The sequence below is a fragment of the Paenibacillus sp. CFBP 13594 genome (assembly GCF_014842675.1).
Taxonomy (GTDB): domain Bacteria; phylum Bacillota; class Bacilli; order Paenibacillales; family Paenibacillaceae; genus Paenibacillus; species Paenibacillus amylolyticus_B.
This window is the reverse complement of record NZ_JACYVQ010000003.1, coordinates 441,908-457,418: the sequence shown is the minus strand read 5'-3', so window position 1 is coordinate 457,418 and position 15,511 is coordinate 441,908. Positions and strand designations below refer to the sequence as shown.

The following is a 15,511-nucleotide window of genomic DNA, read 5'->3' as shown; positions in this document are numbered from 1 at the left end:
TGAACGTTAAAGTTATTCCTGTGTCGATTTCAGTTCTGTCGGTCGCTGCTCCATCTGTTGCATTGTACTGGAGGGCTCCGACACTTTGGTAGTTCGCATCGTGTAATACACCCACAGTTTGGGTGCCTCTCCCCAAGCTTTCCATCGCAGTTCCGTAGCCCGATACGGTGTTCCATCGACTTCGATTGTTTCCAGTGCTTCGAAAAGCGTGTCTGGGAAGTTGTCTGGAACCTCTCTTGCATCCAGCCAGTGGATTTCGAAGATATGAGACTGTACAAACCGATCACTTCGCTCACGAGTGAGTTTGGCAGCAAGTAAGCGGTAGGTTAAACCTTGATCTTCTGGGGTAATTCTTGATGCAGGATGGATCGGGATATTGGGGAGGTGGCGTGATAGTGTCGCGGCGATAGAGTTGGTTAGTTTGATTGTGATCATGCTTCACCTCCTTGTATATGGATCAAAGAATTAATAGACTTCTTTAGTACAGAATTAATGCTTTTTAATTCTATAATTTCCAGTGCTACTTAATCTCCTATCTTTATGGTAAAAGGAGTGTTAGGTTCTCAGATCGGGGAGGGAGTACCGGATTTTAGTGGAAAGCAGCTCATTGACGATATAAAAAAGGCGACCACATCTCTGTTAAATGTCCGTCTCCCAGAACACCGTCCACCAGATGAGCCACCGATACCATAAGCAATATAAATATCCTTTTTACAATGCTGATTAGGTACTCAAGGATGACGAGGAGCTTCCTGACCAGTCTCCATACAATTAGATTGCTGAACTGCTTATTAGCAGACTCCCATTTTCATAGTTTGTCGTGTCGTATCGTTTCATAGTTTCACCTCCTTTGATTGAATTGCTTTTTAAACAATCTAATTTAAAAATAGGTTTTTCTATTATGAAAACACTACCCCTCCTTCGTAAGAACTTTGAGTTGATGACGCATTTGGTATGGTTCCAGTCCGATGAATAATTCCACCGTAGCGTGTACTAAATGCTGTAGAGTTATTTTGTCCTGAATTATTCATAGCCATTATACGACCGCCGAATGCAGCGCCAATAGCTAAATTTTTGTTATTTATATTACAATTGGTTACTTCAATATTAGAGAAGTAGGTGGCATATATCCCTTCACGAGAAACTCCGGTAGCAGTTACATTAAGAACGCTTCCCCGTGAAGTGCTTTGAAAATGAACATTTTCGATTACATTTATGTCTCGAATAGATATTGTCCCAGCCAATTGAACTTTTGATAGTTCTATTGAACTCACTAAAACCTCTGAAGGGTTATTACTCTCAGCTGAAATAAAAATTTCTCCCTTACCTGATTTATATGAAATGTATATTGGGGCATAAGTCCCTGGCATCAACTTTATGCTAACTTGGTGATTTATAATATCAGGTATTGATCTCGTAACTTTACTAGTGGTCTTGAATGCATTACTTTTGGATAGTCCATCATTATCATCACTCCCATTAACTGCATCAACATAATATGATATATTCTTTGCTGTATATGAAACTGAATTAACGGGATTTTGCTCTACATAAGTCATAGTTTTTTTTAACACATCATTAACCGCCTTCTCCGTCGCCGCCACCGTCTCGAACGTACCGTCCGTCTTGCTCGACAACTGCACTTTCCCTTTCTGCGTCAAAGATGCATCAGGAATCTCCATCTGACTCACCGCTTCACGAAGCGCATCCAGATCCGCCTGCGTCGCAACACCTGCATCAATCTTTTCAAAAATCCCGTTAATGCTCTCCCGAGTCACATTCTCGTTCCCCAAGGGAAGAGGCAATTTCAGTCGATCCGTTTCTTTTGGCATTACGCCCACACCTCCAGTTCATTCCACGTCAAGGACGCGGCGTCCAGTTCATCCCATGTTTTCTGCTTCTTGTCCAGATCGTCCCAGATCAGATAGCGATACTCATATTCCACGGACATATGGGCCGGTTTCAATTCTTCAATCGCACGTTTGAGATCATCGATATTGGGCGGGATGCCCATCGTATCCACAAAACTCACCGTAAAACTCCACGCTTCCGGCTGAAAAGTTACATCCACCTTGCCCCCGGCATACGCCTCAGCCACATTCGCAACCTGCCTGCCCGAAAACTTTCCTGCCCCGCGCAACTTCGACTCCACCACCGCACGCCGCTGCTCCAGAGGTTTGAGACGATCTGTCTCAATGCCAAGCTCCTGTTCCCAGAAGTCCAGCCCCCACGTCGCCGTGCGGACAAAAAACTGCTCCAGCGTCTCATCCAACGCCTGGTACAACAGATCCATCTCGGTGCCTTTGGCCTGCATATCGGCCTGCATTACACGAGAAGTCTCATAGTACCTTGGCAAATACGAGAACAATTCCCGCCCTTTCTCACTCGTCAGTCCAACATCTACAATAGAAGGAGCACTCATGCCCTGTCCCCTCCCTTCCTTGCACATCATCATGGAGCGTCTCGCTCACCAGATCCAACCCAGATCGGCGTATTTCTCCCAATCTTCCTCGGTCTCTGCACTCGCTAACTACTTCCTCATCCACCATCTGCCCAACACTACTCATGCACATCCACCGCCCCCAGAACGGCGACCTGACTCGCGGTCATCTCGATATTCTGGTCACTCACACCGTTCACGGTCAGTTCCGAATAGTCAATAATCGGCGGAATATCCAACAGAATCGCGGCAATGCGAGTGTAACGAACGAGTGGATCGGCAAAAGCCAGCTGTTTCAAATACGCGGTCACCCCGCGTTCGATCAATGCCCTTACATCGACCAACGTCGCATCACTTGCCAGCGTTAGCTTCACCTGAATGTTCATCGGCACTTCCTCGGCTGGCATCACGGACACCACTGGCCCTGCCGGTGCCACGCCTTCACCCTGTCCATCTTGCGTTGGGTCAACGTACTTCTGCACCGCTGCTACCAGATCGGTACCCGCAGCACGTTTGTCTGTGTCTAACAGATACAATCCCACCGTGCCTGGCCCCTGCCATAACGGAATAACCCGCGTTGCACCTACACCTGGTACTTCACTGGCCCATTGCACATATTGCGACTTGTTGCCGCTGGTTCCTTGGTTGCGGACTTTGGCATAAAAGCGTTCCAGCAGTGCCGTATCGGCCTCAATATCCGCACCGCCTTTAATCACCTCAACGTTCGTGACAGAAGTCACGCCACTTACAGGTGTAGAGAGCACAGTTACCGTGCCCGCAGGCACATTACTCTCTTTTCCAGCAACAAGCGCTCGCACGCCTACCACCCCGGAACCATCTGAATCCAGTTCGAAACGTCCCACTGTCTCATATTCGAGCGAAGCTTCAGCAGACACTTCATCCGCGAGCGTAGCCACGACCGTACCCGCAGGCACCACTTTACCCGGAGTACCCACGAACCTCACCGCACCTTGTGCCGCCACCGCAGCTCGCCGTGTGATGCCGTGCTCTCCCGCCCGCAGATCCAGCTCTTCCGAACGAAAATTCGGATCACTGCTCGCAGCCGTACTTGCAAACCCCCGCCGAAGTAATTCCTGTGCCCACAAAGCCGCTTCAGACAGCATAAACGCTACCGGAGCCTCAGCATCCCACAGAAACGATCCTTCCGACTTATCCAGATCCGCGGGCAGACGATCCAGCATACGCTGCATAATCTGTTCCTCCGTCTGGTCCTCCAAATAACGCGGAATCTCAGCCATCCCGTCAGATCACCTCACTTTCCAGAATAAACATCTCTTCCTGCACACTCGCCACTCGGCACGAGAACATGCACTGCTCCCGATTCCAATCAAACGTGAACTGGTCTACCGATTCCGTGCGCGGATCAGCCAGCAACGTTTCCGTCACCATCCGGGTAATCTCACTTTCCATTACACCTCGGCTATCACCCTGACCCACCAGATCCTCCAGCTCCGAACCATAGTTCCGGGAATAGATCACATGTCTGTAACGTGGAGTTTTCACGGCCTTAATGCACCACTGCACCCAGGCTTCATGCCCACCAGCCGCAGCGACTTTGCCACTTGGGGTCAGCACAAAATCCCCTGCATCATAATCGAATCGCCAGCTCCGTCCAAAGCGTACCTCTTCCGAAGCCGCCCCCGACAGATCCTCCTCATCTCCCCAGATCACACCCGTTTCCGGGAACAAACTAGGCATGCGCACTCACCACCTTACACAGCACCACAATGTCGTTACCGCCATTCACCCGCATCGCCAGTACGCGATCTCCCGCTTTCAATCCTTTACCAAGAGACCACACCGCTTCTTCCACTTCCTCTTCTTGCAAAAGAAACCGTCCCGTGCCCGTCGTTCCGCCGTTTGCCACGTCAGGTATACCGGAAATCGCGCCAGCAGCCTCGCGCTCCGGCAGTCCAAGCGTGCCCGGCAACTCGGCCACGAGATAATCCTGCACTTCGTGCTTGAAATCATCCAACTTCACGCCGGATGAGGTCATCGTACCCAATACCGCGCCCATGCCTCTCACGGCCTGACGAGAATGTGTACTCATCGCTCCCCGCATGACGTCGGCAAAATGCCCATACGGATCATCTTTATTCAAGGTAATACCTCCTTTTCACCATCTCAGCTGTACCCAGTTCCAACGTCATCGTTCCAGGCCCGACAGACAGATCACGGCTGACCGACATGACGATTAGCTTCAGTCCTTTCAACAACACTGCGTCCCCGGCGCGAATCGTATTGATATCCGGTGCCGATATCGTAAAGGTCTCCTGAATACCCGTCAGATGACTTTTCGCCAGTTTTTTCGCGGCGGTTGTGGATTTCACCTGATCGTCCTCTACCAGCTTTTGTAATGTGCCCAGTTCTTCCACACGATCCTGCTCAATCGCAAGCACTTTGGAAGGAACTTCTTTGCCACTCGGTGAATCCGACGCTGCCATTACTTTAACTTTGGTAACTGCCCCTTCAAGCGTACGCATCTGGGTCAGATCGATCAGTCGATCCAACTCATACACCTTTGCATTACTTCCTACCTGGAAGAGTTGCAACCCGCCGGGCGTCATCCGTGGATGGTACATGTCCCCGCCGGACTTCGCCGTTTCCTTCAGATCTGCAAACATCATCGAAAAAATCGTCTGTGACCGATACACGGCTTTGCCCAGTTTGGTCTTGGTTTCCGGTAGCGTGGCGTATGGAATCTTCCACTCTTTGGCGTAGGTTTTAAGTCGCTGCGTAGCCGTCTGGTCCTTCGGAAGCAGGAACTCGTCCTCTGATTTTTCCAGATAGATCATCCGGTCGTACACCGTGAGGGACAGCCGCTTGGTGCCGCTGTTCGAGCTTTCCACCTCCCAGATGACCGCAGGATGCAGCAGATGGACCATGGATTTTTCGCCAAAAGGAACCCCGCTAATCCGTACCACCATACCCGGTGATATTGCAGGCAGACCCGAAGATGCAGACACCGCCAGCCGGATGTTGGCCTGATACGCAATCTGGTCGAGCGAGTCCTTCAGCGTAATCGTCTCGACCAGATTGGTGATGTCATATTTGTCGTCGACAATGACCTTGTAGGTCATGGCATCACCAGCTTTTGGCCGGGCTTGATCCGGTTCGGATCAGTGCCAATGATCTTTGTGTTGAGCTTGTAAATCTCGTTCCATTTGGAACTACTGCCCAGCTCTAGCTTAGCTATTTTGGACAAAGAATCCCCGGCTTTGACGGTGTACGTCTTGCTACCTTTTTTCAGATCGGTACGTGAACCGGACTTGCTTGCGGCTGCCCCTGAACCCACCTTTTCCACTTTGGAATCCCGCCAGGTTCGCAGGGTCAGGTCGAAATAAATATCTCCCGTCTCCCCGCCGCGAAAGCTCGAATTAAGCGAAACAAGAAATACAGGAACGTTTACTCCGGTTTCGGAGATGATGAAACGCAGTGGCTTTTTGGATATGAGAAAAGTGTTCAACACATTCATCGCCACGCGTGGATCCAGAAAATATTTTTCATCCATGCAATAGGAAGGATCATATCGTTTTGGAAAAAAAGAAGAGAAGGTGATCTCCTTCACCTTCTCCCCTTGTGCAAAATCAAACTCGCCATGCTCCAACATATTGACCGTTTCATATCCCTTAGATCTGGAAATATTAACTTCTTCAGGGTTTACCGGAAATTGAAATGGAGTATTGCCATCCTTCAACGTAAATGACATTTTGTTAGGACCAACTTTATCTTCAAGTACAGACATATCTGCGGCCTCCTTTCTGCTTAGGCCATAATCGTTTTGCGATTTTGCATCGCGCGGCGGAACTCGTTAGAGATCCGTTGCCCCACCTGGTGAGAAACTGCGTCATAATCAATAGCGTTCTCCCGAACGGTCACTTGTACCGTACCCGGTGCAATATTCACAGCAATCTGGTTCGTCGTTTCCGTTTTGAAATCCTTCAAGTATCCGGACAGACTGCTCATCTGATCTTCGGAAATACGCACTGTGAGCGGCGAAGCTTTCTCATTGGGTTGACCTGCGTTATTCATTGCTACCGCTTGGGATTGCATCACACTTGTTCCCATAAGACCCGCAGCCGTAGGTGAACCAAATCGATTGTTCATGTAGGCTTCTGGACCGGTGATCGATAGAACTGCCGGCCTGTATGGAGGCGGCATCTGAGGTGCTATCGGTGGAGGGGGTGGTGTCTGCGTTGCTACAGGTGTTGAGGGTGACGTTATGACCGCTGCGGCTGGGGCGGTCTGCTCTTCCTTTTTAGAACCGAAACCAAAAAAACCTGCAACCCCATTGAACAAATTCGTCGTTTTCTCCGCCACGTAACTCGCTCCCTCAGAAGCAAATTTTGCTACTTTTGAGATGTCTTCCGCGTTGTTTTTTAGGAATCCACCTACCTTGTCACCCAGCCAACCGCCTGCCTTTTCACCCAGCCAACCGCCTATTGAACCGCCCAGCATGTTCCCAACCACCGGAATTGGAATTACACTGCCAAGTACGGTACCAATAGCTGTTCCTACTGCATTACCAGCAACCGAACCCACCGCACGAGCACGATCCTCAGGTGGGGCGCTTGCAAGTTCTTTAATATTGTTATACATACGGAGTGGTGCGAACAATTTTCCCGCTCCTTTAACGAGGTTGCCACCAAGCTTGCTTATGATGCCAGACCCACCACTGCCTCCTGCCCCACTTCCGTTTCCACCTGCACCAAAGAGACCTTTTACATCGCCCCACAATCCATCGAATCCACCGATCAAATCGGACCCTGCGGACGAGAAATCATTCACAAACTTTGCCCCACGTTTTGTAACCTTGAACGCCTTTTTCAATTTATTCCCCGGTGTGGCAGGTGTTGTGATTTCTTTCCATAGCTTCTTCCCACTATTTCTTGCATCAAAGACTTTCCCCACACCAGATGAGATTGATTTCCCACGATCAAACATACCTTTCATCTTCTGCAAAAAAGTTTTCGGTTTCTCCTCTTTTCCTCCTGCTGCAATATTAAGAGAATCCAGTTTGGCACTAAGCTTAAGAATTGATATCGTATTCGTATTTAAAGCATCCATCAGTGGCTGAGAATTTACATTAGCGGATACTCCTGAGATTTGATGTCTGACTTTAAACTGTACTTTGGCTGTAGCGTGCAACAGCTTAGAACGAATCTGTTTCATTTTCCCAATCAAACCATGGAGTACTGGAGTAGCTTGATCATTAAGACCAATCGTTGGTGTGATTCTCAATCGACTCAAGCGTACAGCGGTACTATAGATACTTTCCAGTCTGCGCCCAGTCATTCTCAGCTCATTGTTTACTTTGATCAGTCCCTGATAGCGAACCCGGTTTAATCGGTCAGTGGATCGCTGGATTTGATCGAGGTAACGAAGTGTCGTCTTCATTTGTGTGTTGGATTTGGACAAACCTACAATCATTTCTGCCATTTTTTCACCTCCTGTCCTATTTCGTTATCGATTCATTTGCGAAGTTATCGCTGACATTTCCTCTTCCGAGAACGCAATTAACAGCGAGCGCTCCCCGCGTGGCAAAGACCAGAACTCTCCGGGCCGGAGATGATGACGCACCCACATGTGATACAGGAACGTGGTCATCCCGCCGGAGTGAATCAGTTTTTTAGGTCTTCAATCTCCACACCAAAGCCGGACAGCTCCAGCACTTTATCGCCTACGGCATCCAATTCACCAGCCAGCAACATACGACGTACTGCCTGTTCGCCACCAGACAGCTTCATGCGGTCGGTAATGCGAGTGTCTCCCCAGCCAGACAGTTCCAAGCTGCGGACCTTCAATTTCACGGTTGCTTCAGAAATGAGCAGCGCGTTAAACGTTTCGGTGTCCACCTTTTCCTCGGTGCGGCCTTTGGTCGTTTTTCGAATGGTACAGCGTTCGCGAATGTGATCCACTTTGGAAGACGTCAGTCCACGCAAGGTCAACAGCAGATCCAGACGCTGAATGCGCACATTCTCCTCTGGCAAACGTTCTGCTGCTTCAAACAACTGATCCAAAATCTGTTCTTCGGACATATTTTCATTCATACTCATCTGGCGTTATCTCCTTCTTGTTCACATTTGGCAATCATAATGTTACACTAGCCACTCCGATGACAGAATAACCTTCCGATCGCTGTTATCCCCAGATTTTTTTGATTCCCCTCTTCAAGGGAAAATCCGGGGATAAAGGCGAACGCTCCGCTTCTTCACGTTGTTTCTGTCCTCTCCGTTACCGTGTAGATACTAAATTTTCTTTAAGTAGACAACAAAGAGACCGAGATCATCTCGGCCTCCATTAAAATCCTTTTTAGTTTGCCACAATTGGATTCAGTAACTCAAATCCTTCGAACGTAAAGCCCGTTTCCTCCGGTACTTCCTCACCCGCTGTCCAGTTGGCAAGCTGGATTTTGTCCACCATGCAACCTCTCAGCAATACACTCTCATGTCCATACGATTCAGGGTCGTTCAGCTTGGAAATAATCTCGAATTTGGTGAAGCCGCGCTGGATCATATCCGAAGTGACTTTGTAGCCCGTCATCGTGCCTGTTCCTTTTTTCGCACCGTTTTTGTGCACCTTCCAGTCGTTCCCGACCAGGTTCAGCTCACGCTTTTCAATCTCCACACTCGCTTCCAACTTGTTAATGTTTGTCTGCCACACACCATCGATATGCAGCTGACCATGGGTACCGAGAATCACTCTTGATGCATCCAACATATTTTTTCCTCCTTAAAATTTAAAAATCGCGTTTTCCTTCCACACAACCTTATTGCACGTAAAATGTACCAAACAACTGCTCCATCACATCGGTCAGCTTCACATTCCATTGCAGGAATACCTGATCCGCTTCCGGTTTGAGAACTGGAGCAGTGCCATAATACGCCGGATCGAGAATGACATCATAACCGTCAGCTTCAATCACATTGCTCTGTGCGAGCAGCGCCAAATAGGCCTTCATGGCACTAATCAGTGCCTGACGACCCTCTTCGGTATTGTTTACTTTACCGATATACGTATCTTCCGCGGAGCGTTGCAGATCCGTGTTGATGGCGTCCAACACACGAATGGAACGAATTTTTTTCCACGCATTATTCTGTCCAGCGGCCGGCGTTACTAGTGTGTTTACACCGCGAAGTGCTTTCACCTGACGTCCATCATGGAAGAAAATAAATACACCATTCTGTACTGCCTGCTCCTGTTCTGCACGCGTCCAGCGACGTGTCACATCATCGAACGGTGTAGCTGCGTAAGTGGTGGATTGGTTCAGACGTTGTCCGGCGATCAGTCCCGCGACATAGGCGGACGTTTCCGCCGAGCTGTAGAATACATCTCCAAGACGCACGCCTGTACCAACGTTAATTACACCTTCATGGTTGAGCGCAAGCGAACGTGCTGCTGCTTTTTGTGCTGCTGTAGCAGAGGTATCATCCGCTGCGGAACCGCCAAACACAGCCATCACCGGCTTGCCTTCACCACGCACACGTTTCACCCATGCCGCAAAGCTCGCAAGCAGAGGTGCATCAGCAGCCTGATCCAAAGCCAAGACGTCGAATTGCTCCCCTTCCAACTCACCCTGTACAGCAATGTACTCTGCATTGGTCAAGTCATCGTTACCACTTACGCCGCCTTTGAGTGCCGCACCCGCAACAGTTGCAACTACACCTGCACCATCGCCAATCGCCTGCGCTGTCACCCAGACATTTCGTTCATCCGCGTTAATCTCTTTTGCCAGAGAAGCTGCTGTAATATCCGCTGTCAGGAGCGCATACAACATCCGGTTACCTTCAAAAAGGCGCACTTCATGTTTCGTATTATCAATCACACCTGGCTGGATGGTGACGTAGAATCCATTTGCACGATCCCCCGGATACTTCGCATCCAGTTGCAGCACATTGGCATCACTGCTGTCCTTCAAAGATAGCGTAGCTGCTTTGGCCGCAGCACTTGCTACCCGATAAGCGAGCAACTTCTTCGGCCCACCCAACAGGGCGAGCTTCAAGGACGTATACGCCGTACCGTTATCCAGCACATTCGCCGCATAAATACGTTCAATCGCCGCTTCGCTTCCTACCTCAACAAAAGTCCCTACCGGACCCCAGTTGGCCTTGATTGGCACAACGACCGTCCCCCGCGTACCCGCTTGAATGGCCGAGGATGCTGCCGCCTGAAAATTCATATATAAGCCCGGAAGGACCGGACGATTTGTTTGCTCCCAAGTTCCACCTGCCATTATCCCTTCACCTTCGCTTTCATAAATTGGTTAATTCGTTCTTGCGTTTCTTCAATGGAAAACGTCTCTTGCGCCGCTTCGTACAGCGCACCGTACAGCACCTCTGCCTTAACGGCAAAGAGGGCTTCTGCATGATTCATCAATTCTGCCCGTGTATACCGCGGGGCTGCCTGTTTGCTTTTTTTCACTGAGCTTGCCATGGCCATCTCACCTCATTGTTGGACTACTGATTTCGTGAATCGTTGATCTTTAAGCTTAACCTATGAATTTTCGATCCTAAGAACCTATGAATTTGAAGCTACATTATTGATGCTATACCAATCTACTCAAAGCTATAATCTGGAACCACTCTTAATAGAGGGTTCCTCTCGACTAACGTTTACTCCATGCCTTTGCTATGGTGAATCTCACGAATCAAAGGCACATTTGTACCCGGACGACGAATCCGCTGCTGTAGTGTCAGACGAATCTGTCCGTTCAGATAGGCATCCGCCTGTAAATCTGCTGTGACTTCATCCACTGTGATATATCGTGTGTTACCTTCGTGCTCTTCGCCATCCTTTTCAGTGATGGCAAGACGAGATTGCACTGCAAGTTGCCGGGCCAACCGAGTAACGGTCTGACGTGTTAGTACTGGATGATCGGTGAGCACATGCCCAATCCACTGTTGCCGAACCTCCAATGCTGAAGTGCCCGCCACAGACGTGCTGCATCCGGCCAATCGCCATAATACAGACGGCGTATCGTATCCACCGGGCCAGACATCACCATATACCGACCAGTCCGAGCCAAGCTCGTGCTGTGTCCATCGTTGAAGCGTAGCTAACCACGCGTCCTCTGTTTCAACGAGAGTATTTCCCGAGTCTTCGGGAACATACACTCCGAATCGCAGACTACGCGTAAGCATGCCAGATCCTGCATCCACCCGATCGCTATCTGAAGAACCCAGATAGATGCAAGTGAAGGCTCCACCTTCTTCGTCAATCCACCTTACCTGATGCAACCCTTCGATTAACTGGGCTGACCAAGCTTCCACTTGTTCTGCGCCGCCATCTTCCGGACGAACGTATGGTGAAATTTTAATGATCCGTCGATATCCCGCCCAGGCAGACTTCGGCACTTCTTCAGCAAACGCAACCACTGCACAAGGGCCCGCCAACACTTCGCCTGACGCAGGTACATCCAGCACACGACCATCCCAATCTGGAACAAGTACCGCGAGCTTCTGTTTCAGCGTTTTTTTAATGAGCGTACTCACTTTACTAGTACTCACGGCAGTGCTAATTTCATTTCTCATAGACACATTCATTTCGCCCCCTTTGGCTGCAAGTTTGAGATCTGCCCACACGATGCAGCGACAGTGCAGCAGCAGTAGACTCCCCCTTTTAACTCAGAGTCTGTATGCTATCGAACCATTACAGGGGCTACATTCACCGCATCAAAAAGACCGGCCACCTGGCCGGTCTGTACATTAGCGTATGTGCTTTCGGTGCGTCCCTTGTTATTGATCCGATAATACAATCTTACACCCTTTCATCCCTAGCGCGGATGGTGTTCCGTACGACTTCGGTGCGATTAAGGGAGTCGTTCGGGTGGAAAAAAGACGATACTTGAATCCCTTAAAAGGATACCTAAGTAAGCATTAAAATTAAGAACAAATAATTGATAAATTTATCCAAATATATTAATATTTCATTATCAAATTCGTTGTCGCTTACTTAAAACAGAGAGGAATGCCAATGAGTAAAACATTCAAGATCACTTCACTTGTCGTCTTATCATTTATACTCGGGATATCCTGCTGGGCTTATTTCGGACTGCTTGGTAATCCGCTCAAGAAAAATGATGCTGAACAACAGGTAACCACTTACCTGATCGAACAGAAAGGTTACTCCCCCGAACAGCTTATCGAAGTAAAAGGGACTTACTCCTCAAAAAGTTCTGAAGCACCTTACGGTGCCTCCGTAACATTCGCGGATGAACTCAAAGCGAAGTATCAATATATCATTTTTAACAACGGCGAGATTAAGCAGTACAGTCATACCAGTGATGATCCCAAACATGAGGAGCCCATGGTGAGATAACAGTTTAGTTTAGCGTAACCTTCGGATTCAATGTGATCTCAAATGCACGGCCCCAGATGAAATCCGGATTCGCATATTCCAGCAGCGCACTGCCATACGTGGCATAGGACAATTCGTCATTACAGATCTGCTTAATCGCCACATTTCCTGTCTGGAAGGCTGTCTTATTCGCAAGCGCCGTGGTATAAGTCTGCATCAAATCACGCAGCAATGTTTGCAGCTGGGCATAGTCTTCTTCCGAGTTGAACAGCAACATATTCTGATCCGAAAGGGTAGCCACGTTGGTATACAGCGCATGGGCTCGGGAATATGTGCGGATCTCTGCAATGGCTACCGCTTTGTAGTAATAATCCTTCAGGAAACGCTTAAATAACAGTGAGCCATGCGCGTTCATCGCATCGCGCAACTTATGGTCATGCTTCTCTGTTGTGATCAACGCGTACCTCGACTGTCCCATGCCTACAGCAATACCGATTTTGTTACCTGGTGTATTCCAAGCACTGTAACCCAGAACCCGTCCGGTATATGGACTGTCTAGCAACGCTTCAGCAACATCAACGTTGGCTGGCCCTTTACCCACAAAATCAATCAATACCGAAGGCAGACCTTGCTCACTATTCAGCGTCAACTGCTCCAATGCAGCCTGCACCTGATCCAGAGCCGTAATCGCAATAATCTCAATGTCGATGCTTGTGTTCTCCCAGGAATTACCCGGGTGACCCTTGGTCATACGATCCAGTTCGGAAGCCATATCAAATGGAACAACTTGCTCGACTGATACAGCCACCAGCTGTTCATTATCCACACTAGTCATCGGATCCGTCACCACCTCCGGTTCAGGATATGCCGAATCCACCACAAGCACACCGCCCACAATATCCACGTGACGAACCACATTCTCGTGTACATCCATGTACTCATACGTGTTAATGATCGTATTGCCGTGAGGACCAAAATATTTCACGCCGTAACGTGTCCTCGCCCCACCTCGGAACAACTGGTTAGCCATGCGAGCGACCAAAGCGTGCCCCAGACCATCTGCATCCGGCAAAATGATAGCACGATCCGGATTTTGTCCATTGGTTCCACCCAGCCATTCATTGATCCGCGCTTCTACATATTTGATTTCATTGATCTGAACACCCTGCGTGTTGGCATCGTCGACTCCAACTGCGAGGAAATCGATATAACCTGTGCGAGCCAGCTGATCCAGAATGTACAGGTTTGTTTTGAATTTATGCTGTCTTGTGTTGTAATACTGTTCTTTATCAAAATAGGTCGTTGTCCCATATTCCACCCCATCTGGGGACAGGTTATAACCTTCGATAATATCCTCAAACTCGGTGTATGTCTGACGTGGCTGTTGCGTCAACGCACGGGACTCATTATATGCATCTAGCGCCAAGCCATCTGCAAACGAGGTTGTGGCCAAACGCATGATAGTATCCATTACAAATACGGGTTTGCGTGGATATTTTTGCTTGATCACGCGGATCACGTCCAGCAAACGAGTGGTCTCATCATCATATTCAGGATAGGCGCCTCCTCCATCTTCGCGGAGTTGACGACTGCCAATCAGACCGCCATAAGCTAGCATATCGGATGAGATAATGAATCCGTCGACCTTGGCAGCATGTTTCAGAATAAAGTCGTGAATCTTGGACGGTTTGCCATAAACCGGCGTGGAGGTGCCGAGCAGCGTTGTGCCATCTACGGTTTTCTCCGAGTCCAGACGATTCTTAATATCACTCAGGTTCGGTGTAACGATATGGATACCGGCTGCTTTCCCTTGCACAATCACATCATCCAGATTCGCTGGACGATCATCCAGTGGAACATACAATACTGTTTTCATATCACGTAGCCTCCTGTTATCTGTTTAGTCTTTAATACCCGATCAGGGCAAGGATGCAATCACCGAATTAAAAAACCGGTCCCCTGGCCGGCTGTACGTTAGCGTATGAGCTGTCGGTGTGTCTGCCTTGCTGCTGATCCGATAATACCATTTTACCTCCTTTGCCCACTCGTGCTGATGGTAAACGGGATGAATTACGCCTGAATGTGGTCGTCTCTATGGCGGTTAAATGCCGATTTCTCGCGAGAAACTCCTATCGATAGTCCAACCAAACCCATCCTGATGATGTTTATATGACATAAGTAGCTTTCAAATCCTACGAACAATAAAGGATGGATATGACCATGAAAAAGAGGTATTTCTTCTATCTTTGGATTGCTGTCACCAGTTATATGGCGGGCCCCGCTATGTATGCGTTGGCGATGTACATCTTATATCAGGAAACAGATGTTGTAACAACATCTCTCATTGGATGGACCGCGGCAACATTCTTATCCGTTGGTATCCTGTTTATCCTGATCACAGTCATCATGCTACGAGTGTTCAACATCTATTATTTCTGGCTGCAAACCCTGCTCTTCGAGTTGTTTTTCCTTGTCCTCGTCTATATGACCACTGTTCTTCTTGGGGCTGGCAACAGGGGACTGCCCAAGCTGTCCTTTCTATTTACACCCGAAGGCATCTCCTTATGGATGTTCTGGGGGAGTATTGCACTTATGAGCTCCTGGGGAATATGGGCAGCGCGTCAGCCCGTACGAAAATCACCATACATGCTGGTGTCCAGAGTCATGCTGATCCTGTTTATCCTTGAAATTTGGCCCCGTTAAACAGGTACAGGATGCCCACAATTCGGTAGACCAGAATAATGTCTAGAAGGG

At 48.8% G+C, this 15,511-nt stretch carries 17 protein-coding genes; 2 read left to right on the top strand and 15 right to left on the bottom strand.

All coding sequences use genetic code 11. From position 1 onward, the window contains the following. Positions 1-12: 12 nt before the first annotated feature. The 14 genes from IFU39_RS12850 to IFU39_RS12785 form a co-directional block, all read right to left on the bottom strand. On the bottom strand, positions 13-435 hold the full coding sequence (locus tag IFU39_RS12850) for a phage tail terminator family protein (RefSeq protein WP_192133015.1): 423 nt from the start codon (positions 433-435) through the stop codon (positions 13-15). 464 nt (positions 436-899) lie between these two features. After that, positions 900-1,832 (bottom strand): tail fiber protein, encoded by a 933-nt coding sequence (locus IFU39_RS12845; protein WP_192133013.1) that lies wholly within the window; start codon positions 1,830-1,832, stop codon positions 900-902. Continuing rightward, on the bottom strand, positions 1,832-2,422 hold the full coding sequence (locus IFU39_RS12840; protein ID WP_192133011.1) for a YmfQ family protein: 591 nt from the start codon (positions 2,420-2,422) through the stop codon (positions 1,832-1,834). The genes IFU39_RS12845 and IFU39_RS12840 overlap by 1 nt, the downstream gene beginning before the upstream one ends. A gap of 137 nt (positions 2,423-2,559) precedes the next feature. Continuing rightward, positions 2,560-3,699 (bottom strand): baseplate J/gp47 family protein, encoded by a 1,140-nt coding sequence (locus IFU39_RS12835; RefSeq protein ID WP_192133009.1) that lies wholly within the window; start codon positions 3,697-3,699, stop codon positions 2,560-2,562. Between the two features lie 4 nt (positions 3,700-3,703). Beyond that, positions 3,704-4,159, bottom strand: a complete 456-nt coding sequence (locus IFU39_RS12830; protein WP_192133007.1) for a DUF2634 domain-containing protein — start codon at positions 4,157-4,159, stop codon at positions 3,704-3,706. Further along, a complete protein-coding gene (locus tag IFU39_RS12825; RefSeq protein WP_192133005.1) occupies positions 4,152-4,562 on the bottom strand; it encodes a hypothetical protein in 411 nt (136 codons plus the stop codon). Before IFU39_RS12825 ends, IFU39_RS12830 begins: the two co-directional genes overlap by 8 nt. After that, a complete protein-coding gene (locus IFU39_RS12820; protein WP_192133003.1) occupies positions 4,555-5,541 on the bottom strand; it encodes an XkdQ/YqbQ family protein in 987 nt (328 codons plus the stop codon). The genes IFU39_RS12825 and IFU39_RS12820 overlap by 8 nt, the downstream gene beginning before the upstream one ends. Further along, entirely contained in the window at positions 5,538-6,170 is a 633-nt protein-coding gene (locus IFU39_RS12815) for a LysM peptidoglycan-binding domain-containing protein (RefSeq protein ID WP_192133226.1), read from the bottom strand. Before IFU39_RS12815 ends, IFU39_RS12820 begins: the two co-directional genes overlap by 4 nt. A gap of 56 nt (positions 6,171-6,226) precedes the next feature. Continuing rightward, positions 6,227-7,900 (bottom strand): hypothetical protein, encoded by a 1,674-nt coding sequence (locus IFU39_RS12810; protein WP_192133002.1) that lies wholly within the window; start codon positions 7,898-7,900, stop codon positions 6,227-6,229. A gap of 182 nt (positions 7,901-8,082) precedes the next feature. Continuing rightward, positions 8,083-8,517: a phage tail assembly chaperone gene (locus tag IFU39_RS12805; protein WP_192133000.1), complete on the bottom strand. Its 435-nt coding sequence runs from the start codon at positions 8,515-8,517 to the stop codon at positions 8,083-8,085. A 256-nt stretch (positions 8,518-8,773) separates the two neighbouring features. Continuing rightward, positions 8,774-9,181: a phage tail tube protein gene (locus IFU39_RS12800; RefSeq protein ID WP_036611426.1), complete on the bottom strand. Its 408-nt coding sequence runs from the start codon at positions 9,179-9,181 to the stop codon at positions 8,774-8,776. A 49-nt stretch (positions 9,182-9,230) separates the two neighbouring features. Beyond that, positions 9,231-10,694 (bottom strand): phage tail sheath subtilisin-like domain-containing protein, encoded by a 1,464-nt coding sequence (locus IFU39_RS12795; protein WP_192132998.1) that lies wholly within the window; start codon positions 10,692-10,694, stop codon positions 9,231-9,233. Then, positions 10,694-10,894 (bottom strand): hypothetical protein, encoded by a 201-nt coding sequence (locus IFU39_RS12790; protein WP_192132995.1) that lies wholly within the window; start codon positions 10,892-10,894, stop codon positions 10,694-10,696. The genes IFU39_RS12795 and IFU39_RS12790 overlap by 1 nt, the downstream gene beginning before the upstream one ends. Before the next feature lie 179 nt (positions 10,895-11,073). Continuing rightward, complete coding sequence (locus IFU39_RS12785; RefSeq protein ID WP_192132993.1) at positions 11,074-11,967, bottom strand: hypothetical protein; 894 nt, start codon at positions 11,965-11,967, stop codon at positions 11,074-11,076. Between the two features lie 466 nt (positions 11,968-12,433). Between IFU39_RS12785 and IFU39_RS12780 the strand changes: the two genes are divergently transcribed. Further along, complete coding sequence (locus tag IFU39_RS12780) at positions 12,434-12,778, top strand: YfjL-like protein (RefSeq protein ID WP_192132991.1); 345 nt, start codon at positions 12,434-12,436, stop codon at positions 12,776-12,778. Positions 12,779-12,782: 4 nt separating this feature from the next. Here the strand turns inward: IFU39_RS12780 and IFU39_RS12775 are convergent, their stop codons facing one another. Then, positions 12,783-14,633, bottom strand: a complete 1,851-nt coding sequence (locus tag IFU39_RS12775; RefSeq protein ID WP_192132989.1) for a DUF4127 family protein — start codon at positions 14,631-14,633, stop codon at positions 12,783-12,785. A 344-nt stretch (positions 14,634-14,977) separates the two neighbouring features. On the opposite strand from IFU39_RS12775, the gene IFU39_RS12770 reads away from it, so the two are divergent. Then, the gene (locus IFU39_RS12770) at positions 14,978-15,460 is read left to right on the top strand and encodes a hypothetical protein (protein WP_192132987.1); all 483 of its coding nucleotides are present in this window, start codon (positions 14,978-14,980) and stop codon (positions 15,458-15,460) included. The last annotated feature ends 51 nt before the right edge of the window (positions 15,461-15,511 follow it).